The sequence below is a fragment of the Algisphaera agarilytica genome (assembly GCF_014207595.1).
In the GTDB taxonomy this organism is placed as follows: domain Bacteria; phylum Planctomycetota; class Phycisphaerae; order Phycisphaerales; family Phycisphaeraceae; genus Algisphaera; species Algisphaera agarilytica.
The window spans coordinates 368,574-390,541 of record NZ_JACHGY010000001.1 but is presented as its reverse complement, the minus strand read 5'-3'; the positions used below and the strand labels follow the sequence as shown (position 1 = coordinate 390,541).

Annotated in this window: 16 protein-coding genes and 1 pseudogene; 10 read left to right on the top strand and 7 right to left on the bottom strand. The window is 64.4% G+C overall.

The annotated features are described in order from the left end of the window. Positions 1–19: 19 nt before the first annotated feature. The 3 genes and pseudogenes from secA to HNQ40_RS01670 form a co-directional block, all read left to right on the top strand. A pseudogene (gene secA / locus HNQ40_RS01675) lies at positions 20–2,803 on the top strand (preprotein translocase subunit SecA); the annotation flags it as partial. 57 nt (positions 2,804–2,860) lie between these two features. After that, complete coding sequence (locus HNQ40_RS18680; RefSeq protein WP_390675666.1) at positions 2,861–4,096, top strand: hypothetical protein; 1,236 nt, start codon at positions 2,861–2,863, stop codon at positions 4,094–4,096. Between the two features lie 61 nt (positions 4,097–4,157). Continuing rightward, positions 4,158–5,246 (top strand): alkaline phosphatase D family protein, encoded by a 1,089-nt coding sequence (locus HNQ40_RS01670; protein WP_184675744.1) that lies wholly within the window; start codon positions 4,158–4,160, stop codon positions 5,244–5,246. Positions 5,247–5,274: 28 nt separating this feature from the next. Here HNQ40_RS01670 and HNQ40_RS01665 read toward each other — a convergent pair whose 3' ends face one another. Continuing rightward, a complete protein-coding gene (locus tag HNQ40_RS01665; RefSeq protein ID WP_184675742.1) occupies positions 5,275–5,730 on the bottom strand; it encodes a nucleoside deaminase in 456 nt (151 codons plus the stop codon). 23 nt (positions 5,731–5,753) lie between these two features. Then, positions 5,754–7,052, bottom strand: coding sequence for a radical SAM family heme chaperone HemW (hemW, locus tag HNQ40_RS01660; RefSeq protein WP_184675740.1), 1,299 nt, complete (start codon positions 7,050–7,052; stop codon positions 5,754–5,756). Between the two features lie 63 nt (positions 7,053–7,115). On the opposite strand from hemW, the gene HNQ40_RS01655 reads away from it, so the two are divergent. Together HNQ40_RS01655 and HNQ40_RS01650 are read left to right on the top strand one after the other, a co-directional pair. Next, a complete protein-coding gene (locus HNQ40_RS01655) occupies positions 7,116–7,700 on the top strand; it encodes an FHA domain-containing protein (RefSeq protein ID WP_184675739.1) in 585 nt (194 codons plus the stop codon). Between the two features lie 467 nt (positions 7,701–8,167). Continuing rightward, the gene (locus HNQ40_RS01650) at positions 8,168–10,021 is read left to right on the top strand and encodes an SLC13 family permease (RefSeq protein WP_184675738.1); all 1,854 of its coding nucleotides are present in this window, start codon (positions 8,168–8,170) and stop codon (positions 10,019–10,021) included. 60 nt (positions 10,022–10,081) lie between these two features. Here the strand turns inward: HNQ40_RS01650 and queD are convergent, their stop codons facing one another. The 3 genes from queD to folK all read right to left on the bottom strand — a co-directional run bounded on the left by queD (position 10,082) and on the right by folK (position 11,981). Further along, a complete protein-coding gene (gene queD / locus HNQ40_RS01645) occupies positions 10,082–10,456 on the bottom strand; it encodes a 6-carboxytetrahydropterin synthase QueD (protein ID WP_184675737.1) in 375 nt (124 codons plus the stop codon). A gap of 98 nt (positions 10,457–10,554) precedes the next feature. Next, entirely contained in the window at positions 10,555–11,436 is an 882-nt protein-coding gene (locus HNQ40_RS01640) for a 7-carboxy-7-deazaguanine synthase QueE (protein WP_184675736.1), read from the bottom strand. Then, the gene (folK, locus tag HNQ40_RS01635; RefSeq protein WP_184675735.1) at positions 11,433–11,981 is read right to left on the bottom strand and encodes a 2-amino-4-hydroxy-6-hydroxymethyldihydropteridine diphosphokinase; all 549 of its coding nucleotides are present in this window, start codon (positions 11,979–11,981) and stop codon (positions 11,433–11,435) included. Before folK ends, HNQ40_RS01640 begins: the two co-directional genes overlap by 4 nt. Positions 11,982–12,091: 110 nt before the next feature. Between folK and cysH the strand changes: the two genes are divergently transcribed. The 4 genes from cysH (at position 12,092) to HNQ40_RS18020 (ending at position 16,630) form a co-directional block, all read left to right on the top strand. After that, positions 12,092–12,862 carry a phosphoadenosine phosphosulfate reductase gene (gene cysH / locus HNQ40_RS01630; protein ID WP_184675734.1) on the top strand — a complete coding sequence of 257 codons (771 nt, stop codon included), beginning with the start codon at positions 12,092–12,094 and terminating at the stop codon, positions 12,860–12,862. 109 nt (positions 12,863–12,971) lie between these two features. Next, positions 12,972–14,393, top strand: a complete 1,422-nt coding sequence (locus HNQ40_RS01625) for an ABC transporter substrate-binding protein (protein WP_184675732.1) — start codon at positions 12,972–12,974, stop codon at positions 14,391–14,393. Continuing rightward, positions 14,383–15,267 (top strand): carbohydrate ABC transporter permease, encoded by an 885-nt coding sequence (locus tag HNQ40_RS01620; protein ID WP_184675730.1) that lies wholly within the window; start codon positions 14,383–14,385, stop codon positions 15,265–15,267. The genes HNQ40_RS01625 and HNQ40_RS01620 overlap by 11 nt, the downstream gene beginning before the upstream one ends. Before the next feature lie 4 nt (positions 15,268–15,271). Further along, positions 15,272–16,630: a carbohydrate ABC transporter permease gene (locus tag HNQ40_RS18020; protein WP_221435332.1), complete on the top strand. Its 1,359-nt coding sequence runs from the start codon at positions 15,272–15,274 to the stop codon at positions 16,628–16,630. An 89-nt stretch (positions 16,631–16,719) separates the two neighbouring features. Here the strand turns inward: HNQ40_RS18020 and HNQ40_RS01610 are convergent, their stop codons facing one another. Beyond that, positions 16,720–17,925, bottom strand: a complete 1,206-nt coding sequence (locus tag HNQ40_RS01610) for a L,D-transpeptidase (protein ID WP_184675728.1) — start codon at positions 17,923–17,925, stop codon at positions 16,720–16,722. A gap of 163 nt (positions 17,926–18,088) precedes the next feature. Next, positions 18,089–19,492 (bottom strand): replication-associated recombination protein A, encoded by a 1,404-nt coding sequence (locus HNQ40_RS01605; protein ID WP_184675726.1) that lies wholly within the window; start codon positions 19,490–19,492, stop codon positions 18,089–18,091. A gap of 381 nt (positions 19,493–19,873) precedes the next feature. On the opposite strand from HNQ40_RS01605, the gene HNQ40_RS01600 reads away from it, so the two are divergent. Next, positions 19,874–21,913, top strand: coding sequence for a methyl-accepting chemotaxis protein (locus HNQ40_RS01600; protein ID WP_184675724.1), 2,040 nt, complete (start codon positions 19,874–19,876; stop codon positions 21,911–21,913). Positions 21,914–21,968: the final 55 nt, after the last annotated feature.

Below are 21,968 nucleotides of genomic sequence, written 5' to 3'. Positions count from 1 at the left end.
CTCGAAAGAGAGCTCCCCCATGGTCGTCCAAGCCGTCGGCAAAGGCTTCGCCAAAGTGTTCGGTTCGCGCAACGAGCGCGTCATCAAAACCTACAACAAACGTGTCGCGCAGATCAACGCGCTCGAAGAACAGACCCGCCAACTCACCGACGCCGAGCTGCGGGCCAAGACCGCCGAGTTCCGCGAGCGTTCGTCCAAGGGCGAATCCAAGGACACGCTCCTGCGGGAGATCATGGCCGTGGCCCGCGAGGGTATGGACCGGGCGGTCGGCATCCGCAGCGTGTTCAACGACGAGTACAAGTTCGATCCCTCGGTGCTGCCGAGTGACATCCAGCCGCTCTACGCCCAGCTCAAGGCCGAGGCCGACGCCACGGAACCCGACCCCGTGCCCGGCGGCGAGCCCGCGCCCGGCTACCTGCAGATCGACGTGCCCAACGAGTTCTACGAAGCGATCCGCGCGCTCTACCCCGAGAGTAAGCCGCCGTTCCGCGCCCGGCCGTTCGACGTCCAGCTCCTGGGCGGCATGGTTCTGGGTGAGGGTAAGATCGCCGAGATGCGTACCGGTGAGGGCAAGACGATCGTGGCCCCGCTGGCGTGCTACGTCGCCTGCTGCGACAGCCTGCAGTGCCACGTCGTGACCGTGAACAACTACCTCGTGAAGCGTGACCGAGACTGGGTCTTCCCGTTCTACTACTTCCTGGGCCTGACCGTCGGCAGCATCCACCCCCAGCACCAGCAGCCCCCGCACCTCAAGGCCGAGGCGTATCGCTGCGACGTGCTCTACGGCACCAACTCCGAGCTGGGCTTCGACTACCTCCGCGACAACATGAAGACCGACCCGACCCAGCAGGTCCAGAAGGTCCGCGACTTCTGCATCATCGACGAAGTCGACTCCATCCTCATCGACGAGGCCCGTACCCCGCTGATCATCTCCGGCCCCGCGAACAACGACGCCCCGCGCTACGACATCGCCAACCAGATCGCCAAGCACCTCATGTCCAAGAACCGTGAGTGGGAAGCGGCCAACCAGAAGGTCGAGGCCTGTGACAACCGCATCAAGGGTCTGGAGGGCGACGCCCGCAACGCCCGGGACAAGAACCAGGCCCAGAAGTACCGCGACGAGATGAAGCAGCTCATCGAAGAGCTGCCCAAGCTCGAAGAGGCGCGCGACCAGCACACGCAGTACTTCGAAGTCGAGATGGACAAGAAGGCCGCCCACCTCACCCACGAAGGCACCGCCGAGGCCCAGAAGGTCGCCGGCGTCGGCAGCTTCTACGTCGGCAACAACATGGACCTGCCGCACCTGATCAACAACGCGATCCGTGCCCACGCCGTGTACAAGAACGGCCAGCAGTACGTCGTGCAGAACGGCGAGGTCGTCATCGTCGACGAGTTCACCGGCCGCCTCATGGTTGGCCGTCAATGGTCCGACGGCCTGCACCAGGCAGTCGAGTCCAAAGAAGGCGTGAAGATCAAAGAGGAAACCCAGACCCTCGCCACGGTCACCATCCAGAACTTCTTCAAGCTTTACAAACGCCTGGCCGGCATGACCGGTACCGCGATCACCGAGGCCACCGAGTTCCACGAGATCTACGGCCTGGACGTGATCAGCATCCCCACCAACAAGCCCATCCAACGGATCGACCGCGAAGACCTGATCTTCATGAGCGAGAAGGACAAGTGGAACGCCATCGTCGACGAGATCAAGCGCGTCCACGACTGGGGGCGCCCGGTGCTCGTCGGTACGACCAGCGTTGACCGCTCGGAGATGCTCAGCCAGATGCTTTCGAAGAAGTACGGCATCCAGCACGAGGTGCTCAACGCCAAGGCCGAGAACGCCGAACGTGAAGGCAACATCGTCGAAGACGCCGGCCAGCTCGGCGCCGTGATGATCGCCACCAACATGGCCGGCCGCGGCACGGACATCAAGCTGCAGCCCATCGGCCGGGAAGACCTCGTCAAGCACTGGCAGACGCGCAACCTGCTACCGCGCCAGGCCGACGCCTCGATGAGCGACGACGAACTCGTCGCGCTGTCGTACCGCCACCAAGCCACCAGCGTTCTGGCGGTTCCGAAGAAGGAAGCCGAGTCGATGAGCGACGACGAGCTCAAGCTCAAGCTCCTCCGCCACTGGTGCGAGCAGGACGCCTACGTCGACTCCAAGAAGTCCGCGGGCATGTCCATGGACGACTGCCTCCAGACGCTCGACGGCCTGCCCGACTACAAACGCCACCGCCTCGAGTTGTGGGACCACGTCGAGAAGATGGGCGGGCTCCACATCGTCGGCACCGAACGCCACGAGTCGCGCCGCATCGACAACCAGCTCCGCGGCCGTGCCGGTCGTCAGGGCGACCAGGGGTCGTCGCGATTCTTCCTGTCGCTCGAAGACGACCTCATGAAGATGTTCGCCGGCGGCAAGACCAAGGTCTTGCTGTCGAAGCTTGGCATGAAAGAAGGCGACGCCATCGAGCACGGCATGGTCTCCAAGTCCGTCGGCCGGGCCCAGCGCAAGGTCGAGGAACGCAACTACGAGATCCGCAAGAACCTGCTCGAATACGACGAGGTCATGGAGCACCAACGCAACGCCTTCTACGGCACCCGCCAGGAAGTGCTCGAAGGCCGAAACGTCAGCGAGATGATCTTTGAATACATCGGCGACTCTGTGGACGACGCGGTCGGCACGTATCTCGACTCGGGCTACGTGCAGCAGCAGGCCGCCGAGTGGTGCCGTAGCACGCTGGACGTCTCGGTTGACCCGGCACGTCTGCGTCTGGAAGACCTCAACGAGTTGCAGGACATCGTCCGCAAGTCGGCCCGGGCCGACGTCGCGCAGATCATCGACGTGACGCTGGGCGAATACATGTCCAACGACTCGCTGCCCGAAGACTGGGACCTCAAGGGCCTGTCGGGCTGGGCGATGTCGCGTTTCGACGTGAACCTACCCGCCAGCAAGCTGCGTTCGATGAACCCCACCGACGTCGCGGCCGAGCTGACCCAGGCGGCGCAGGAGCAGATCGACCAGAAAGACCTGTCGGGTCTGGCCAAGTTCCTCGACAAGGAGATCCCGCAGCGCGAGCTGTCGGAGTGGGCCCAGCAGAAGTTCGGCCTGGAGCTGCCCGTCGAAGAACTCAAAGAAGTTGACGTCACGACCGCCGGCCCGATGATCCTCGAGAAGGCTCGGGAAACCTATTCCCGCCGTGAGTTGACCTACCCTTGCGAGTTCGCGATGGAGGTCATCATGCAGGGCGCACAACAGGACCAGAACTGGGCGATCGAACAGCTCAAGGGCCTCATGAAGTCGCGCTACCAGGTCGAGGTGACGGACGAAGAGATCAAAGAGAAGAGCGGCCAGGATCTGTTCCAGATGATCATCTCCGAGCAGGAAGCCTGGCTGGCCAAAGACGGCAAGCTCGACAAGGAAGCCAACGAGATCGCCGCGAAGTACCGCAACGACCCTGAAGGCCTAACGGCCAAACTCGCCGAACGCTACGGCGCGGTCCTCGGCGAGGGCGAGCTCGAAGCCGTGCCTGCGGAACAGCTCGAAGACTTCGTCTACGACAAGGGCCGTGCCGCGTTTATCAGTGAGTTGACCCGGCTCGAGCGGTTCGTGCTGCTGCAGGTGCTCGACAAGAGCTGGAAGGACCACCTCTACGCGATGGACCAGGCCAAGGAATCGGTCGGCCTGCGTGGCTACGCCGAGAAGGACCCGAAGATCGAGTACAAGCGCGAAGGCGCGGCTCAATTCGAAGAGATGCAGCGTTCGACGCGTGACCAGGTCACCGACCTGATCTTCCGTGCCCGGCTGACGCCCAACGTCCGGCTCAACAACGCCTACGGCGAGAACCAGCAGGCGAGCCACCCCGGCGCGGGTGCCGCCGCTCCGCAAGCTCCCTCGGCGTCGATGGCCGCCGCCGCGGCCGCGGCCGTGCGGGGTAGCGACGAGCAGCAGGCCGCGCAGGCCGCCGCCGACCGCGCCGGGACGCGACCGGACAGCGGCGCTAACATGACGCGTAAACAGCGCCGTGCCGCCGAGGCCCGCGAACGTCACGAACAGAGCTCCGCACCCCGGAAGCAACGCAAACGCAAGAGCCGATGACGCTCACGATGCATTAGCCAATCGGGTGTATAACATGGGTTCACTTTTTCGGAGTCCCACGATGCACCGATGCACCGAACGGTTGAGTGTTCTGTTGGTCGCCATGGCGACGGCTTGGGGTTGCACGGCCGAGCCCGGGCCCGAAGTGCAGGCTGTCGAGCCGCCCAGTGTGATCGCGTTCGCCTCGTGTCTGAAGACCCGCTATCCGGCCCCAACGTTCGACCACCTGCTCGCGGCGCAGCCCGACGTCTTGGTCATGATGGGTGACAACGTGTACGTCGACATCCCGGAGGTGCCCACGCGGGCCGAGCAGTTCCGTCCGTACTACGACGAGCTCGAAGCCCAGCCGTACTGGCCGCGCGTTCGGGACGAGGTGCCGCTGGTGCTGGCGACCTACGACGACCACGACTTCGGCAAGAACGACGCGGGTGTCGAATGGGAACTCAAAGAAACCGGCCGGGCGGAGCTGATCCGTTTCTTCCCCGACTCGGCCGCGCTCATCCCCGCCGACCGCGACGGGGTCTACCACGCCACAACGCTCGGGCCCGAAGGCCAGCGGGTGCAATTCATCGTGCTGGACACGCGGTGGTTCCGAGACCAACCCGAACGCAGCGAGGTGCCACGCAGCCAACGCCGGGGCGGCCCGTATCTCCCGATGGCCGACACCTCGCGGACGCTGCTGGGCGAAGCGCAATGGGCATGGCTCGAAGAGCAGCTGCGCCAGCCCGCCGACGTCCGGGTGATCGTGTCTAGCATCCAGGTCGTCGCCCGGGAACACGGCTGGGAGTGCTGGGGCAACTTCCCGCACGAACTCGAACGGCTGTATGGCTTGATCGGCGAGACCCGGGCCGAGGGCGTGGTGTTTCTCAGCGGCGATCGGCACCTCGCCGAGTTGTCCCGTGATACGGACCCGGCCACGCCGTATCCCATGTGGGACGCGACCTCGTCGGGGATGAATCAGCCGGAGCGGGCCGTCAACGAGCCCAACCGGTACCGCGTCGGCGAGGTGCGGCGGATGAGCCACTTCGCATTGCTCCGCATCGATTGGGCCGACCAGCCAGCGCTGACCTTCGAATGGCTCGACGACCGCGGGGCGGTGTTTGCGTCGCAGTCGATCGTCTTGTCTGAGCTAGGCTTCGCCGGGCGTTAACTCGGTTTTTTGAAGTCATGCTCCAGGACTAACTGGATCGGATCGCGGCGTCGAACATCGGGTCACACTCGGCCGCCAGAACCCCGCCGACCACCCGATCGGTTGACCACCCCGCCCGGTCGGCGATCTCGGATGCGCGTAGGTCGAGTTGACGCCAACCGGTCGCGGCCAGGTGCGGGATCGACGTGCCGTACACCACCCGGCCGACCTCGGCCCAGACGCAGGCGGTCATGCACATCGGGCACGGCTCGGCGGTGGTGTAGAGCGTGGCCCCCTTGATCTTCGCGCGGCCGTGGGCCGCGGCGGCTTTTTGCAGCACGTCGATCTCGCCGTGTTGCGTGGGGTCGCGCTTGGAGTCGTTGAGCCCGACCGCGAGGGTTTCGTGGGTGGCGGGATCGATTAGCACGGCGCCGAACGGCGCGGCCGGGTTGCCACGGGCGACCTGGATCGCGGCACGCATGTAATGGTCATCGTCAAGTGGCATGGCGTAGTGCAAAGAGTCCGGCGCTAGAGGAGTTTGGCGATCACGCTATCGGCAACGAACAGGCCGCGGCGGGTCAGACGCAGGTGCGTGTCGGTGCGTTCGAGCATGTCGATGTCGATCATCTCATCGATCGCTCGGCGTCGGCGGTCGTCGGCGGGCAGATGTGTTTCGATCCAATCCAACGGTAGGCCGTCCGAAAGCCGCAGGCCGAGCATCAGCCGTTCGCCGGTGCGTTCGTGTTCGGGGAGTTGCTCGTGGTCCTGGGTTTCCGGGTCGGGGCAGGAGGCGAGGTAGGTCGCGAGGTTGGGTGTGTTGCGCCAGCGTTGGCCGTCGAGGTGCGACGCCGCGGCGGGCCCCGCTCCGAGCCAGTTGCGGTTCTGCCAGTAGGCGAGGTTGTGGAGGCAGCGGGAGGAGATTTCGGATTTTGGATTTCGGATTTCGGGAACCGAATCGCTCGCTGGCGGTTGCTCTACGCCAACGCTTGCGTCTGGTAAATCCGAAATCCCCAATCCCAAATCCGAAATCCCCGTCCTCGCCCAGTTCGAAACCTCGTAGTGCTCAAACCCCTCGGCTTCCAAGCGGTCGAGCACGTGCTGGTACATCTCGCGCTGGGTGTCTTCGTCGATGGGCGTGACCTTGCCGACGCGGAGGCGGGCGGTGAGGGCGGTGTTGGGCTCGTAGGTCAGGCCGTAGGTCGAGAGGTGCTTAGGGCTCAGCGCGACCAGTCGGGACAGGTCGTCGTCCAGCATGTCCAGGGTTTGGCCGGGGATGGCGAATATCAGGTCGAGCGAAAAGTTGTCGAGTCCCGCAGCCCGGCAAGCCTCGACCGCGCGCGGCACGTTGTCGGGGTCGTGCCAACGCTCGAGGGCCTGGAGCGATTCACGCTGAAACGATTGGGCCCCGATCGACACGCGGTTGACCCCGCCGGCGGCGAGTTGCTGCATGAGCTCGGGGGTCACCGTTTCGGGGTTGGCTTCGACCGTGAACTCCTCGCACCGATCAAGCAGACCCAGGCGGTGCATCGCTTCGAGCAGTTGGCCCCACAGTTCGGGGCGGAGGTACGTCGGCGTGCCGCCCCCGGCGAAGATCGTTTGGGGGGCGAGTGTGTCCAGGTGCTCGGCCCACTGGCGTAGCTCGGCGATCAGGGCTTCGGTGAATGCGGCCTGGCGGTCATGCCCGGGCTGCTCGACCACGCTGTAGAAATCGCAGTAGTGGCATTTGTGGAAGCAAAACGGCAGGTGCAGGTACAGCGCATCGACCGCGGTCTGGGGCGAGAAACCCTTGCGGAAAGGGGACGAGATGGCTTGCTGGGGGTGTTCCACGGCGTTACACTTCAGGATAGCTGCGGGGCGTCTTTTGTTCTTTCCCGTCTCTCTAGGATCGTTATGGAAGCCTCACTGGTCATGTTTAAAGCCGATGGGACCCGCCGGGACTTCCCACTCCGGGCTGGCTCGCTGGTGATCGGTCGTAAAAACAGTTGCGAGCTTCGGATACCGCTGTCCAGCGTATCGCGGCAACACTGCGAAATCACGGTGTCGGGCGAACAGGTCAAGCTCCGCGATTTGGGTTCGAGCAACGGCACGTACCACAACAGTATCCGGGTTCAGGAAGCCGAGCTTTCTGCGGGCGATGAGGTGGTGGTGGGTCCGGTGGTGTTCACCCTGGTCGTTGACGGTGTTCCGGCCGACATCAACCCGGTTCGCACGATCGTGGCCTCGGCCAGCTCGCACGACTCGGGGGCCACGGTGTCGCCCGAGCAACCCTTGGCGGCACGCGACGCGGAGGTGGCCGTCGCCGCCGACGCCCAGGCCGACGATTCCATGCCAACGGTGGACCTCGGGGACGACGACAACGACCCGTTCGAAGCGCTCGAAGCCATGGCCCAGGAAGAGCAGGCCCAGCGCTCACCGGGCGACAGCGGCAGCAGCATCATCGAATTCGATTTCGATGATCTGGACGACGACGATTAATTGTTTTTTGGGTTTCGTGACGCATGAGCGTGCCCGGCAATAGCCGTGCACGCGGTTTGTCATTTGCTCTGCGTGGCGTCGGCTTCCTCGGGGGTCGGGGCAACCGGTTTGGGTTCGGGCACCTGGATCCGCATGCCACAGTTGCGGCAACGAACGGTCTTACCTCGGGCGCTCTCGGGCACGGAGAGAATCGTTCGACACTTGAGATTCGGGCACAGAAGCCGTACAGCACTGGGTGACATAGAAATAGCCTCACAGGGGCCTTCGAAAATAGACCACCAATGTGCATATCGAACCGCCTGCTGGTGGACTTAACCCGCCGGGGCGGGCGGAGGGCGATTTTTGGTCTGTGGGGCGGTTTGTGGCGTCTGCGGTTGGGGGTAAACTCCGGGATCGCCGATAGATAGCGGGTGACGGCCGCGGCGTTGCGGTCGTCTGAGCTTCAGAGATGCTCGTGGAGCACAGCGATGGGTTGGGAAGCGTGGTTGACGCTTGGCGTGATCGCCTTGATGGCGTTCGCGATGCTGCGCGCCGTTGCCGGGCCCGATACGGTGCTGCTGGGGGGGATGACGCTGTTGGTGGCGATGGGTTTGTTCTCGGACGCTTTCCCGTCGGCGGCCCGGGCGGTCTCGGGCTTCGGAAACGAGGCGGTGGTGACCATCGGCGTGCTGTTCGTCATCGCCGAGGGGCTTTCGCGCACCGGCGCGATGGAGCTGCTGACCCGTCGGCTGCTTGGCCAGCCCAAGTCGGTCCGCGGAGCTCAGGTGCGCATGTTGCCGGCCGTGTCGGGGCTCAGCGCGTTTCTGAACAACACCCCGATCGTGGCGATGTTCATCCCCGTGGTGAACGACTGGTGCAAGAAGACGGGCCTGTCGCCCTCGAAGCTGCTGATCCCGCTGTCCTACGCCGCGATCATGGGCGGCAGCTGCACGCTCATCGGCACCGCTACGAACGTCTTTGTCGACGGCATGGTCCGCTCGGCCCAGGCCAACGGCGAAGCCCTGGGTCCCATCCTCGAAACCACCGGGCAACGCGCCGACATGACGCTGGGCATGTTCACCATCAGCCTCGTCGGCGTGCCGGCGGCTCTGGTTGGACTCGGCTATCTCTTGCTGCTCTCCGACAAGTTGTTGCCCGAGCGGCGGACCAGCGTCAGTGCGTTCCAGCCGGATGACGACGAGGCCGGCCGCAGCTTCACCGTTGAGATGATGGTCACCGCCGATGCCCCGTTCGCGGGGCAGACCGTCGAAAAGGCGGGCCTGCGGAACCTGCCCGGGGCGTACTTGGTCGAGATCGACCGCGGGGGCGACCGCATGGTTGCGGTCGGGCCCGAGCAGACGCTGCGTGTGGGCGACCGCCTGATCTTTGCCGGCGTTGTGGACTCGGTGGTCGACCTCCAGAAGATCCGTGGCCTGGCCCCCGCGACCGACGAAGTGTTCAAGCTCGACGACCCCCGCCCCAACCGCCGGTTGGTCGAAGCGGTCATCGCGCCGCAGCACCCGATGATCGGCAAGACGATCCGTGAGGGCGGCTTCCGCACGCAGTACGGCGCTGCGGTCATCGCCGCCTACCGCGGCGGGGCGCACCTCAACAAGCGGTTGGGCGACGTCCGCCTCCGGGCCGGCGATACGCTGCTGCTCGACACACACCCGCGATTCGTTTCGCAGCAACGCAACCGGCAGGACTTCATCCTCGTCTCCGCGGTGGAGGGCTCCGAGGCGGCACGGCACGACCGGGCTTGGATCGCGCTGGGCCTGCTCGCCGCGATGGTGCTGCTGACGACGCTAACCCCGATGCGGCTGGTGACCGCGGCATTGCTCGCCGCGGGCGGGATGGTGCTCACCGGTTGCTGCACGCCCGACCAGGCCCGGCAGTCGGTGAACTGGCGCGTCCTGCTCGCGATGGGCGGGGCGTTGGGCGTGGGCGCCGCATTGGAGTCCACGAGCGCCGCGGTGTCGGTGGCCAATCTGCTGGTCGAGTCCTTCTCCGGGCTCGGCCCGGTCGCGATTCTCGCTGCGGTCTACCTCGCCGCGATGATGCTCACCTCGCTCATCGGCCCGATCGGAACGGTCGCCCTGATGTTCCCCGTCGCCAAAGCCGCGGCGATGTCGGCCGGGCTCAACTTCGAGCCCTTCGCCATCGCGCTCATGATGACCGCCGCCGCCAGCTTCGCCACGCCCACCGCCTACCAAACCAACCTCATGGTCTACGGCGTCGGAGGCTACCGCTTCAGCGACTTCGTCCGAGTCGGGCTGCCGTTGAACATCCTGGTGATGATCATCACCCTCACCATCGCGCCGCTGGTTTGGCCCATCCAATAAGAGTGATGAGTAACGAGTGAACAGTGATGAGTGAAAAAAGAACTCATCACTCGTCACTGTTCACGCATCACTCGCCGAAGGCGCGTATTCCACGCCGTTGTTCGGCGTTTCCCAAAGCCGCAGGATCGCCAGCGAGGGCAATTCGGGTTTGAGTTTTTCGTAGATCCACTTGGCGATCATCTCGGCGGTGGGGACCTGCAGGCCGGGGATGTCGTTGAGGTAGTGGTGGTCGAGTTGCTGAACGATGGGGTCGATCTTGGTTTTTAGGTCGCCGTAGTCCAGGAAGAAACCAACCTCGGGATCGACCTCGCCCTCGCAGACGACCTCGCAGAGGTAGGTGTGCCCGTGCATCCGCCGGCACTTGTGCCACTCGGGCATGGTGAAGAGCTGGTGGGCAGCGTCGAAACTGAACTTACGGATGATGCGGGTCTTCATAAACGTAGTTTAAGTGATGAGTGACGAGTGAGCAGTGATGAGTGGAACTGAACTCATCACTCGTCACTGTTCACTCATCACTCGCCAAGGGCGCGGCGTTACACGCCGCGCGCGGACGGGTCCCAGATCAGTTTGTGCAGCTGGGTCTGGAGGCGGACGGGCAGCCGGTCTTGCAACAGCCATCCGGCCAGCTCGGTGATCGAGAGCCCCAGACACCCCGCGATCTCCTTGCCCGGCTCGACCTTATGCACCGCGCTGACCAGCACGGCATTCACCCGCTCGTGCAGCCGGTGCTCCTCAAGCTGCTTGACCATCCACTCGTAGTCGCCCCGGCTGGTGAGGACAAACTTCACCTCGTCACGCTCGTTGAGGTGGGCGATATTGTTCCAGTCGTTGCGGTGGGCCTCGCCACTGCCGGGGGTCTTGAGGTCCATGATGCGGATGACGCGCGGGTCACACACCGAGATGTCGCACGCCCCGCTGGTCTCGATGAGCACGGTCTTGCCCGCGTCGCAGAGGGCGGTCATGAGCGGGTGGACGTTGCGTTGGAGCAGGGGCTCGCCGCCGGTGATCTCGACGAGGTCGCAGCTTGATTGCGTTTGGTTTAACCCCCTCTCCCCCCGGGAGAGGGATGGGGTGAGGGCGGTCGGAGCGCTGTTTGGCTCGGATTGATCTTCATCTCCGGCCGCCATCACGACACCAACATCCCCCTCCGACCCGCTTCGCGGGCCACCTCCCCCGGGGGGGGAGGGGTTGGTTGCGGAGACCGACTCGACCTCATCGATAATGGCCTGCAAGCTCTGCTTCTCGCCCTCGTGGAAGGCGTACTCGGTGTCGCAATACGCACACCGCAGGTGGCACCCGCGCAGCCGAACGAACACGCAGGGCAGCCCGGCGTAGGTCGATTCGCCCTGCACCGAATAAAAAATCTCGTTGATCAGCAGCGTCTGCTCGTCGAGGGATTTCGCGGGCTTGGTCACGGCGACACCTCCGCCTGCGCCTCGGCGTCACGCTCGACCTCGGCCAACAACTCTCGCATCGTCTGGCGGAACAGCGGGTGGGGGACTTCCGCGGCGATGTCGCAGAGCGGGCGGAGGACGAAGGCCCGTTCGTGGAGTCGGGGGTGGGGGAGTGTCAGGCCGGGCAGGTCCAGTACGGTGTTGCCGTGGAGCAGCAGGTCGAGGTCGATCTCGCGCGGACCCCAGTGCCGGCGTTCCTCGCGGGGCGGTCGGCCGAGCCGACGTTCCAGGGTGAGGAGCTGCTCCAGGAACGCTTCCGGGGTGCTCGCGGTGGCGACACGGGCGGCGGCGTTGAGGAACATGCCCTGGTCCTGCGGGCCGACGGGGGCGGTCTCGTAGTACGTGCTGGGCGTGACTTCGCCGACGCCGGGCAGCTCGCCGATCGCGGCCAGGGCGGCGTCGAGGTGGGCCCGGCGGTCGCCGAGGTTCGAGCCCAGGGCGATGTAGGCGGTGGCGGGGCCCGAGCCGTCGGCCGGGTTTTCGGGTTCGGGGGAATACGGAGGCATGGCCCACGATTGTACGCGGTGCCCGGCCCCCCGGAATCGATTGAGAATCGTCCGATTCCCGAAGGCCACGGCTTGGGCTATCATGTCCCGTTCGCCCCAAGGCCAGACCCATGACCCGCATCCCCAGCCAACCCGCCGCCCCCGGCCAGCCCGTCGACCTCGACGCGGCCAACGCCCAGCTCGATAACGCCACCCCCCAGCAGACCATCCAGTGGGCGGCCGACACCTTCGGCGATGGCCTGGTTATGTCCACCAGCTTCGGCGTCCAGTCCGCGGTGATGCTGCACCTGGTCACCCAGGTCGTCCCCGACATCCCAGTGATCTTCATCGACACAGGCTTCCACTTCCAGGAAACCTACCAGTTCGCCGACGAGCTCACCGAGCGTCTCAAACTGAACCTCAAGGTCTACGCCGCCCAGGAAAGCCCGAGCTGGTTCGTCGCCCGCCACGGCCAGCTCTGGGACTCGGACAACCCCGAGGACCTCAACCGCTACGACCTGCTCCGCAAGGTCCAGCCGATGAACCGTGCCCTCGAAGAGCTCGGCGTCACCGCGACCCTCGCGGGCCTGCGTCGCCAGCAGACCAACCACCGCGCGAACCTCCGCCGGGTCGAGGGGCAGGACGGCCGATACAAAGTCGCGCCGATCCTCGAGTGGACCACGAAAGACGTCCACGAATACCTCACCAAGAAGCACGACCTGCCGTACCACCCGCTGTACGAAAAGGGCTACGCCAGCATCGGCGATTGGCACAGCACCCGCCCGATCACCGCGGGCGAGGACGAGCGCTCCGGCCGGTTCGGCGGGCTGAAGCAGGAGTGCGGTCTGCACCTGCCCACCACCCAGCAGGAAGACGACAGCCGATTCAGCTCGGGTCTCTGATCCGCTCGGTTCGGCCGATCGGTCGCATAAATTCATCTTGCCGGGCTTTGGTGAGCGATGTACTCTGACGCATCCTGTCTCAGACTCGTTCGGAGCTCGCGTTTTCTCTATGAAGTTCTTCCCTTCGGCCGTTATGTGTTTGGCCTTGCTGCTTGGCGGATCGCCGGGTTGCTCCGAGGCCGAGCGTGAATTTACCGAAGACGGCCGGGTCATCGTGAACTATTGGGAACACTGGCAGGGCTTCGAGAAGGAAGCCATGCAGGCGGTGGTCGACGATTTCAACGCGTCGCAGGACCGCATCTTCGTGAAGATGCTCGCCGTCAGCCAGATCGATCAGAAGTTTGTGCTGGCCACCGCGGGCGGTCGTCCGCCGGACGTCGCGGGGCTGTGGGAACGGCAGATCGCGCCCTACGCCGAGAAGGGGGCGCTCACGCCGCTGACGCCGTACCTCGAAGAAGCGGGCATCACCGGCGAGGAGTACATCCCCGCGATCTGGCGGATGCTTCAGTACCGCGGGATCGTCTGGGCGCTGCCCTCGACCCCCGCGTCGATCGGGCTGCACTGGAACAAACGCATGTTCCGCGAGGCCGGGCTTGATCCGGAGAAGCCGCCGACGAGCATGGCCGAGCTCGAAGCCATGAACGAGGTGCTCACCGTCGTCGAGCTGCGACGCGGCGGCGAGACAGTGCGGGCGCGTTACAGCGAGCTGACCGACGCCGAGAAACAGGCCAAGGACTTCGAGATCATCGAGATGGGTTTCACGCCCAACGAGCCGGGCTGGTGGACGGGGTACAACGGCTTCTGGTTCGGCGCAAAGCTGTGGGACGGCGAGGGCAACCTCACCGCCACCAGCCCCGAGAACATCGCCGCGGTCGAGTGGTACGCCGGCTTCTACGAGAAGTACGGCATCGACAACATGCGCAAGTTCGGTGCTTCGTTCACCGGCAACTTCGCCTCGCCGCAGAACCCGTTTCTCGACGAGCGGATCGCCATGGTGCTGCAGGGCGTGTGGATGTACAACTTTATCGATCAGTTCGCCCCGCAGCTCGAGTGGGCCGCCACCGCGTTTCCCGTGGAAGACCCCGCGGTTCGGCCGAACACGACGCTGGTGAACACCGACATCCTGGTCATCCCCAAGGGTGCGAAGAACCCCGACGAGGCGTTCGAGTTCATCCGCTTCGTCAACGAGCAGCGCAACATCGAGAAGCTGTGCATGGGCCAACGCAAGTTCAGCCCGATGCGCGAGTACAGCGACGAGTTCATCGACCTGCACCCGCATCCGTACATCCAAACGTTCATCGATCTGGCCAACAGCCCTAACGCCCGGGTCCTGCCCAAGGTGCCCGTGGCCGAGGAATACAACATCGAGATGGTCAACGCCTACAGCAAGGCGGCCGGCGGTTTGGCGACGCCCGAAGAGGCGCTGCGTTACGCCGGGGAGCGGGCGCAGTGGAAGCTGGACCGCTCGAACCGGCGCTGGGAGCAGACCGGCGAGATGCGGATGCGCGAATGGAGGCAGGGTGACCCGTAACGAACGACGAAAACTCGGCATGGGCCTGCTGTTCATCAGCCCCTGGCTGATCGGCTTCGCCCTGTTCGGCATCTACCCGATCTGTATGGCGGTGTACTACTCGTTCTGCGACTACGACGTGCTGCGCAGCGCGGTGTGGGTCGGCCCGATGAACTACACCGACATGATGTCGGACGACGTGTTCTGGAAAGCCATCTACAACACGCTGTTCTACGCGTTGTTTTCAGTGCCGCTGGGGCTGATGTTGGCGTTGGTCATCGCGGTCTTGCTGAACCGGCCGATCGCGGGCCGGTCGTTCTTCCGGACGTTTTTCTATATCCCGTCGATCGTGCCGCTGGTCGCGGTGGCGATGGTGTGGATGTGGCTGTTCAACGGCGACCTGGGCCTGATGAACTACGGCCTGTCGCTCATCGGGATCGAGGGCCCGCAGTGGCTGGCCGACGCGTCGTGGACCAAGCCCACGCTGATCCTTTCGTCGGTCTGGCAGGTGGGCGGGGCGATGGTGCTGTTCCTGGCGGGGCTGCAGGACGTGCCCAAGTCGTTGTACGAGTCGGCGGATCTCGACGGCGCCAATCCGCTCGGCCAGTTTTGGCACATCAGCGTGCCCATGGTTTCGCCGGTGATCTACTTCAACTTGATCATCGGGATCATCGGGTCGATCCAGGAATTCGTGAAGCCGTTCGTGATGCTGCCCGGCGGCGGGGAGAACCGCTCGGCGTTGCTGTTTGCGGTCTACATCTACGAGAACGCGTTCCTCTACGGCAACATGGGTTACGCCTGTGCGATGGCGATCGTGTTGTTCTTCATCATTATGTTCCTGACCTGGCTCGCGACGCGGGCCATGGGCCGTCACGTCTACTACGCCGGAGAGTAAAGCCATGCCGCGAACAGGTGTACAACTCTTCCGCTTCGTGGTGCTGACGATCGGCTCGCTGATCTTCATGGTGCCGCTCTTGTGGATGATCTCCACGGCCCTGAAGCCGATCGATCAAACCATGTCGATGCCGCCGAAGTGGACGCCCAAGCAGTGGACCGCGACGGTCGACGGCGAGACGTTGGAGATCGGCCTGGGCAAGGTGCCGGAGGACGCCACGGACCAGACGCCGGTGCCGGTCACCGCGGCGTTCCAGTGGGGCGTCGAGCGCGAGGGCCAGCGCATCCCGGTGCGGATGCGCCGCGATGACGCCGAGGCGGACACCGTCACCGTCGAGATGAGCCACCACTGGGAGTGGACCCGCGAGGGCAAGACCAACCCGGTACGCCGCCTCGATCACGATTCAGAAAACGCGGCCTCAGCCGAGGGCCAGGTGCTCGTTGCGGTGATCGATGAAGACGGTGGGCTGCGTCGCCAGACCGTACCCGAGGCCGAGCTGGTCAAGATCTACGGCACGACACACGACGCGGTCAATCGCTCGTACAGCGACTCGGTCACGCTCACGCTCCCGCGTGAGCAGGTCACCCGGGCGTACGTGCGGTGGAACCAGCGGCAGGAACACGCGTATGTCAAGACCCAAACGCTCGAGCTTCCCTACGGCGACATCCACGAATCGGTCGTGCCGCAGTGGGGCAACTTCGCCGGGTCGATCAAAGAGATGGGGCAGTTCGGCCGGTACCTGCGTAACACGCTGGTGCTGTGCTTCCTGACCGTGCTCGGCACGGTGTGCTCGTGTTCGGTGGTGGCGTACGGCTTCTCGCGCATCGAGTGGCCCGGCCGGGACAAGATTTTCTACGTGGTGCTCGGCACGATGATGATCCCGTTCCCGGTGATCATGGTGCCGCTGTACGGCGTGTTCCGCGACCTGGGCTGGATCGGCACGCTCAAGCCGTTGTGGGTGCCCACGTTTTTTGCCGGGGCGTTCAACGTGTTCCTGCTGCGGCAGTTCTTCCGCACGATCCCGAAGGAATTGTCTGAGGCGGCCCGCATCGACGGCTGCAGCGAGTTCCGTATCTTTCTGCAGGTCATCCTGCCGCTGTGCAAGCCCGCGATTACCGTTGTGGCGTTGTTCCAGTTCCTGGGCACGTGGAACGACTTCCTCGGCCCGCTGATCTACCTGACCGACCAGAAGGACTACACCCTCGCGCTGGGCTTGCAGTTCTTCCAGAGCCAGCAGGGCGGCACGCAGTGGCACTACCTCATGGCCGCGAGCACGCTGGTGGTCGCCCCGATCATCATCCTGTTCTTCATGGCCCAACGCATGTTCATCGAGGGCATCTCGATGAGCGGGTTGAAGGGATAGAAGGGCAGCGACGCGTGGCGTCGCAGCTAATCTATAGAACTGTGTGCTTTTCTAAATAGCTGCGACGCCACGCGTCGCTGTGTTTTCGATCAAGGAACGATCTGCACCGTGCTGCCCTGGCTGTGGTCGGTCAGCATGTAGTAGACCATCTCGATGTCGTCGTCGAGCAGGCGGATGCAGCCGCGGGATTCTTCCTTGCCGATGGAGTCGGGCTCGATCGTGCCGTGGATGCCGAAGCCGCGTTTGTCGCGGTTGTCGTCGTCGAGGCCTTCGATGGCGATCCAGTATTCGCCGATGGGGTTTTCCGGGTCGTCGGAGGCGAAGTAGTCGCCGTTGAGTTCGTCTTTCCACGAGGGGTTCTGGACCTTGCTGCCCTTGATGACTTCCCAGTTGCCCATGGGCGTGTTCTTGCCCAGGCCCACGGGGAAGCTCTGCACGAACACGGGCATCCCTTGGGCGTCGATCGCGTAGACGTCCATCACGAAACGCGTCTTGCTCACCCGGGCGTGCAGCGGGCCCTGGATCACCTTGATGATCTGGTCCTTCTGCAGGTTGCGGGCGTCCATGTTGTTGATGCGCTCGAGCAGTTGGTAGGGCACGCGGTGCTGCACGCCGATCTGGCTGAGGTACTTGCCGTCGTTTTGGAAGGGCTTGGTGATGGTGTCGCCGTCGGTAATCTGGCGGGTCCACAGCAGTTCGCGGTTGACTTCGGCGAGGCGTTGGCGGACGGCGTCCGCGTCGGCGGCGGAGAGCTTGAGGTTCTCGGCAAACAGGAGCCGGGACAAGAGCGAACGGCCCTCGATCAGTTGGCCGTCGGCGATGAGCTCGTCGCCGCGGTTGTACAGCGTCGCGGCGTCGGCGCCGGAGGTGAACGGCTTGGGCGCGGGGATCGCTTCGGTCAGTTCCTTGACCGTACGGACGATCTCGGGGTCGGCCTCGACCGGGGCGGGCGGCTCGGGCGTCGGCTCGACGCGGGCGGGCTGGGGTTCGGGTAGCGGCTCGATCGGGCGGATCTGCGGACGGGGGGTGGGGGTGGTGTCCCGGCTCGCGTCCGGCAGCGGGGGGGTGATGATCAGGTCGGTCCGCGGGGAATCGAGCGTGGGCAGGTCCGTCGAGGCGATGCTTTCGGCAGGACGGTCCGCGGCGTCGGCCACGGGGGAGTTGCCCGAGTCGCCGCCCCAGAAGAAATACACCACCCCGACCAGGACCGCCGCGAGCAGGAGGATCTTGGGCGCTTTGCCCATGCCTTTGCGGCGGCGGGAGCTCATGTTGCGGCGGGGGGATTGGGATTGCATAGGCGGAGTCTTTGGGGGTTGGCTTGGTCCCTCTCCCTTCGTGAGAGGGTTAGGGTGAAGGCGGTTTAGAGTTTATTGATCAAAGGCCAGCGTGTTGGTACCTCGGCTACCCTCACCCCGGCCCTCTCCCGGGGGGAGAGGGGGAAGAACAGCCAATCAAACGTTATTTCGGCTGAACCTCGGCGGGCTCGCCACGATTATTGGGACGCACGGGAGGGGTGGGAGGTTCGCGCTTGGGCTCGTCGCGTTGCTGGTCGATCCACTGGAGAAATTCGGCGATCCGGTGCTCGTAGCCCCGCCCGGTGGGGGTGTAGTAGGTCTTGTCGACGCCGAGGTAGTCCTGGTCGACGAAGCCGGTTTCGGAGTCGTGGGCGTAGGCGTAGGTGCCGTCCTTGCGGTTCTTCGCTGAACGCAGTTTCTTGGGCACGGGGACGGTGCGCTGGTGCTTGACGTCCTGCATGGCGGTATTGACCGCGGCGTAGGAGGCGTTGGATTTCGGGGCGGTGGCGAGGTAGATGGTCGCCTGGGCGAGGGTGATCCGGCACTCGGGCATGCCGATGCGGTGGACGATGTCGTAGCAGGCCGAGGCGACCGAGATCCCGCGGGGGTCGGCGTTGCCGATGTCCTCGCTGGCGAGGATGGCGATGCGGCGGGCGATGAACATCGGGTCTTCGCCCGCCACGAGCATGCGGGCCAGCCAGTAGATCGCCGCATCCGGGTCGCTGCCGCGGACGGACTTGATGAACGCGGAGATGGCGTCGTAGTGCTCATCGCCGTCGCGGTCGTAGTTGATGGACTTCTGCTGGATGGAGGCTTCGGCGGTGGCGAGGGTGATGTGGGTGGAGGGGATACCAGACGCTTCGCCGCTTTGCGGCTTAGCGTCGGCGTGTTCAGAAAGCACTGCGATCTCGAGCGCGGTCAGGGCCCGCCGCGCGTCGCCATCACACGCCATGGCCCAGTGGTCCAGGGCGTCGCCGTCGATCTGCAGGTCGAGCTTGCCGTACCCGCGCTGGTCGTCCGCGATCGCGCGCCGCAGCACGCCGAGGATGTCGTCTTCGGTGAGCGGTTCGAACTGGAAGACCTGGGAACGGCTGACCAGCGCGTTGTTGACGGTGAAGTATGGGTTCTCGGTGGTCGCCCCGATGAGCGTGACGATACCGCGTTCGACGTCGCCCAGGAGCACGTCCTGCTGGGCCTTGTTGAAGCGGTGGATCTCGTCGAGGAAGAAGATGGTGCGTCGGCCGTCCTGTTCGAGGCGTCGCCGTGCACCGTCGAGGACGTGCCGGACATCTTTCACGCCGACCACCGCCGCGTTGCCGCGGTCGAAGTGGGCCTGGGTGTGTTGGGCGATGAGCTCGGCGAGGGTGGTCTTGCCGGTGCCGGGCGGGCCGTAGAAAAGCACCGACGTGATGCGGTCGGCTTCGAGCATACGCCGCAGCAGCATGCCGGGTCCGAGAAAGTGCTGCTGCCCGGCAAACTCGTCGAGGGTGCGGGGGCGCATCCGCACCGCCAACGGCTCGGCCGCCTTGAGGTTAGTTGCGTGTTGATCGGCCCAAAGGTCAGCCATCAATGGATCATATTAGGTGAACCTTAGGGAGGCGCCGATTGCGTGGCCGGGCGGCGTTAACACTCGTAGGGATTGCAACGTTTGACAGGTCCTGGATTTACAGGTTCTTCCTAGGGCTGAAAAACATCCAAAACCAACTCATTTTTCGGCAACAGGCGCCATAATTTTCGTGTCTAGCTTGTAGAAGCATTGGAAAACGTCCACACCGTCCGCGGCTGTTTGAGGGTTACGTCCGAATTCTGACTTATCGATGGATCCGGTCGATTGGTCGAGCCCGGCCAGAGTATCGATACAAGTCCATGAAGCGATGGAGGATCGCTCATATCCAAGAATTGACGCCGGCACGGTGCCAACGTTTTGAAGATTCAGGAAACCGAAACGATGAAATTGAAGAATATCCGTTTGACCGTTGGGCAGAAATTGAACGCGGGCTTTGCCATTATCGTGGCGTTGCTGATCGTGGTTTCCGGGATCACATATACCCAGGTGCGTCGCGTCGCTCACGAGCAGGACACCCTGGTCAACCGCGATATCCCCACCGAGGTCAAAGCCCTCGAGCTGCGCGGCCACATCCATGCAGCCCTCTCGGCCCACCGCGGCTACATCATCCTGGGCCTCGAAGAGCTCAAAACCGAGCGGGCGGACATCTGGAAGCAGATTGACGCCGAGACCGAAGAACTCATCCACCTCGTCACCGAGGCCGGAGACGAGCACGCCATTCAAACCATGGCCGAGCTCCAAACCACCCTCAAAGACTTCGCGGCCAGCCAGGCCAAGATCGTCGCCATCGCTCACGAGCGCGAAAACACCCCGGCGACCGTGCTCTTCGAAGACGAGGCCCTGCCCTACGGCAAGAAGATGCAGAAGCACCTCGAAGCCATCATGGACGCCGAAGACCTCGAGCCCACGACCGCCGAGCGCAAGCTCATGGTCCACCACGTCGGCAACGCCGAGGCCCACCTGCTCAAGGTGACCGCGGCCCTGACCCAGTACCTGATCGACGGCAACGAAGAGCAACTGAGCGTGCTCAACGGCGAGATCGCCGCGTGTGCCCGCTCGGTCGAGAAGCTCAAGAAAGACGTGCACCTGTTCACCCCGGCGCAGCGTGCCGACTTCGATGCCTACATCAGCCACCGCAACGAATTCCTCGCCGTTGCCGGCAAGGTCATCGAGACCCGGTCGGCTGACGATTGGAATATCGCCCAGTACATCTGCGGCGGCACCGTGACCCCGTTGGCGATCAAGGCTGATGGCCTGATCGGTGAGATCGCTCACCAATCCACCGAGACGGCAGAGGCGCACATCGACAGCCTGATCACCCGATCGAACTTCGTGCAGACCATGATGATCTCGCTCTCGCTGCTGACCGTGATCGCGGCGATCGGCATCGCCTGGTTCCTGCGTCGCACGATCTGCCCGCCCCTGTCCCGCACCGCCGAGGCCGTCCAACGCATCGCCGACGGCGACCTGACCGCCCGCGTCGATATCCGAAGCAACGACGAGGTCGGCGACCTGGGCCGCAACTTCAACGAGATGGCCCAAAGCATCTCCAAGATCATCAACGAGGTGAACTGCACGGTTTCGGAAGTCGCTGCCGCCGCCACCGAGATCGCCGCGACCAGCGAGCAGATCTCCACCGGCATGAACGAGCAGTCCTCGCAGGTCACCCAGATCAGCGCCGCGGTCGAAGAGATGTCCGCCTCGGTCATCGAAGTCGCCCGCAAATCCGCCGAAGCGTCCAACAACGCCGAGCAGTCCGGCCAGGCCGCGTCTGAAGGCGGCGAGGTCGTCGACCAGACCATCAATGAGATCAACGCCATCCGCGAAGCGGTGGACGCCTCTTCCAAGAGCGTTGCCGAGCTGGGCAAACGCGGTGAACAGATCGGCGAGATCATCGAGGTCATCAACGACATCGCCGATCAGACCAACCTGCTGGCCCTCAACGCCGCGATCGAAGCGGCACGAGCCGGCGAGCACGGCCGAGGTTTCGCCGTCGTCGCCGACGAGGTCCGCAAGCTCGCCGACCGGACCACCCAGGCGACCGAAGAGATCGGTGCCTCGATCCAGGCGATCCAGTCCGAAACCACCAGCGCGGTGGAACGTATGAACACCGGCAGCCAACAGGTCGAGTCGGGCGTGGCCAAGGCCACAGACGCCGGTCGCAGCCTGACCCAGATCGTCAGCAACGCCCGTGAAGTGGCTGGCATGATCCAATCGATCGCCGCCGCCACCGAAGAGCAGTCGGCCACCAGCGAAGAGGTCGCCCGCAACGTCGAGAACATCGCCAGCGTCATCCAGGAGTCGAACGACGGCACCCGCCAGGCCGCGGTCGCCGCCCAGCAGCTCTCCGAGCGGGCCGAACGCCTCCAGGGTCTGGTCTGCAAGTTCAAGGTCGACCCGAAGATGGTCGAGCAAGGCTAACGCCAACCACGACATGAAGAACCCCCGTTTGCGGCGGGCCCTGAGCGCAGGGCCC

Bases quoted from the DNA above. Each gene is read 5' to 3' on its own strand.
- HNQ40_RS18680 (WP_390675666.1), top strand. From the start codon at position 2,861: ATGTCCAACGACTCGCTGCCCGAAGACTGGGACCTCAAGGGCCTGTCG.
- HNQ40_RS01670 (WP_184675744.1), top strand. From the start codon at position 4,158: ATGCACCGATGCACCGAACGGTTGAGTGTTCTGTTGGTCGCCATGGCG.
- HNQ40_RS01665 (WP_184675742.1), bottom strand. From the start codon at position 5,730: ATGCCACTTGACGATGACCATTACATGCGTGCCGCGATCCAGGTCGCC.
- HNQ40_RS01655 (WP_184675739.1), top strand. From the start codon at position 7,116: ATGGAAGCCTCACTGGTCATGTTTAAAGCCGATGGGACCCGCCGGGAC.
- HNQ40_RS01650 (WP_184675738.1), top strand. From the start codon at position 8,168: ATGGGTTGGGAAGCGTGGTTGACGCTTGGCGTGATCGCCTTGATGGCG.
- queD (WP_184675737.1), bottom strand. From the start codon at position 10,456: ATGAAGACCCGCATCATCCGTAAGTTCAGTTTCGACGCTGCCCACCAG.
- folK (WP_184675735.1), bottom strand. From the start codon at position 11,981: ATGCCTCCGTATTCCCCCGAACCCGAAAACCCGGCCGACGGCTCGGGC.
- cysH (WP_184675734.1), top strand. From the start codon at position 12,092: ATGACCCGCATCCCCAGCCAACCCGCCGCCCCCGGCCAGCCCGTCGAC.
- HNQ40_RS01625 (WP_184675732.1), top strand. From the start codon at position 12,972: ATGAAGTTCTTCCCTTCGGCCGTTATGTGTTTGGCCTTGCTGCTTGGC.
- HNQ40_RS18020 (WP_221435332.1), top strand. From the start codon at position 15,272: ATGCCGCGAACAGGTGTACAACTCTTCCGCTTCGTGGTGCTGACGATC.
- HNQ40_RS01610 (WP_184675728.1), bottom strand. From the start codon at position 17,925: ATGCAATCCCAATCCCCCCGCCGCAACATGAGCTCCCGCCGCCGCAAA.
- HNQ40_RS01605 (WP_184675726.1), bottom strand. From the start codon at position 19,492: ATGGCTGACCTTTGGGCCGATCAACACGCAACTAACCTCAAGGCGGCC.
- HNQ40_RS01600 (WP_184675724.1), top strand. From the start codon at position 19,874: ATGAAATTGAAGAATATCCGTTTGACCGTTGGGCAGAAATTGAACGCG.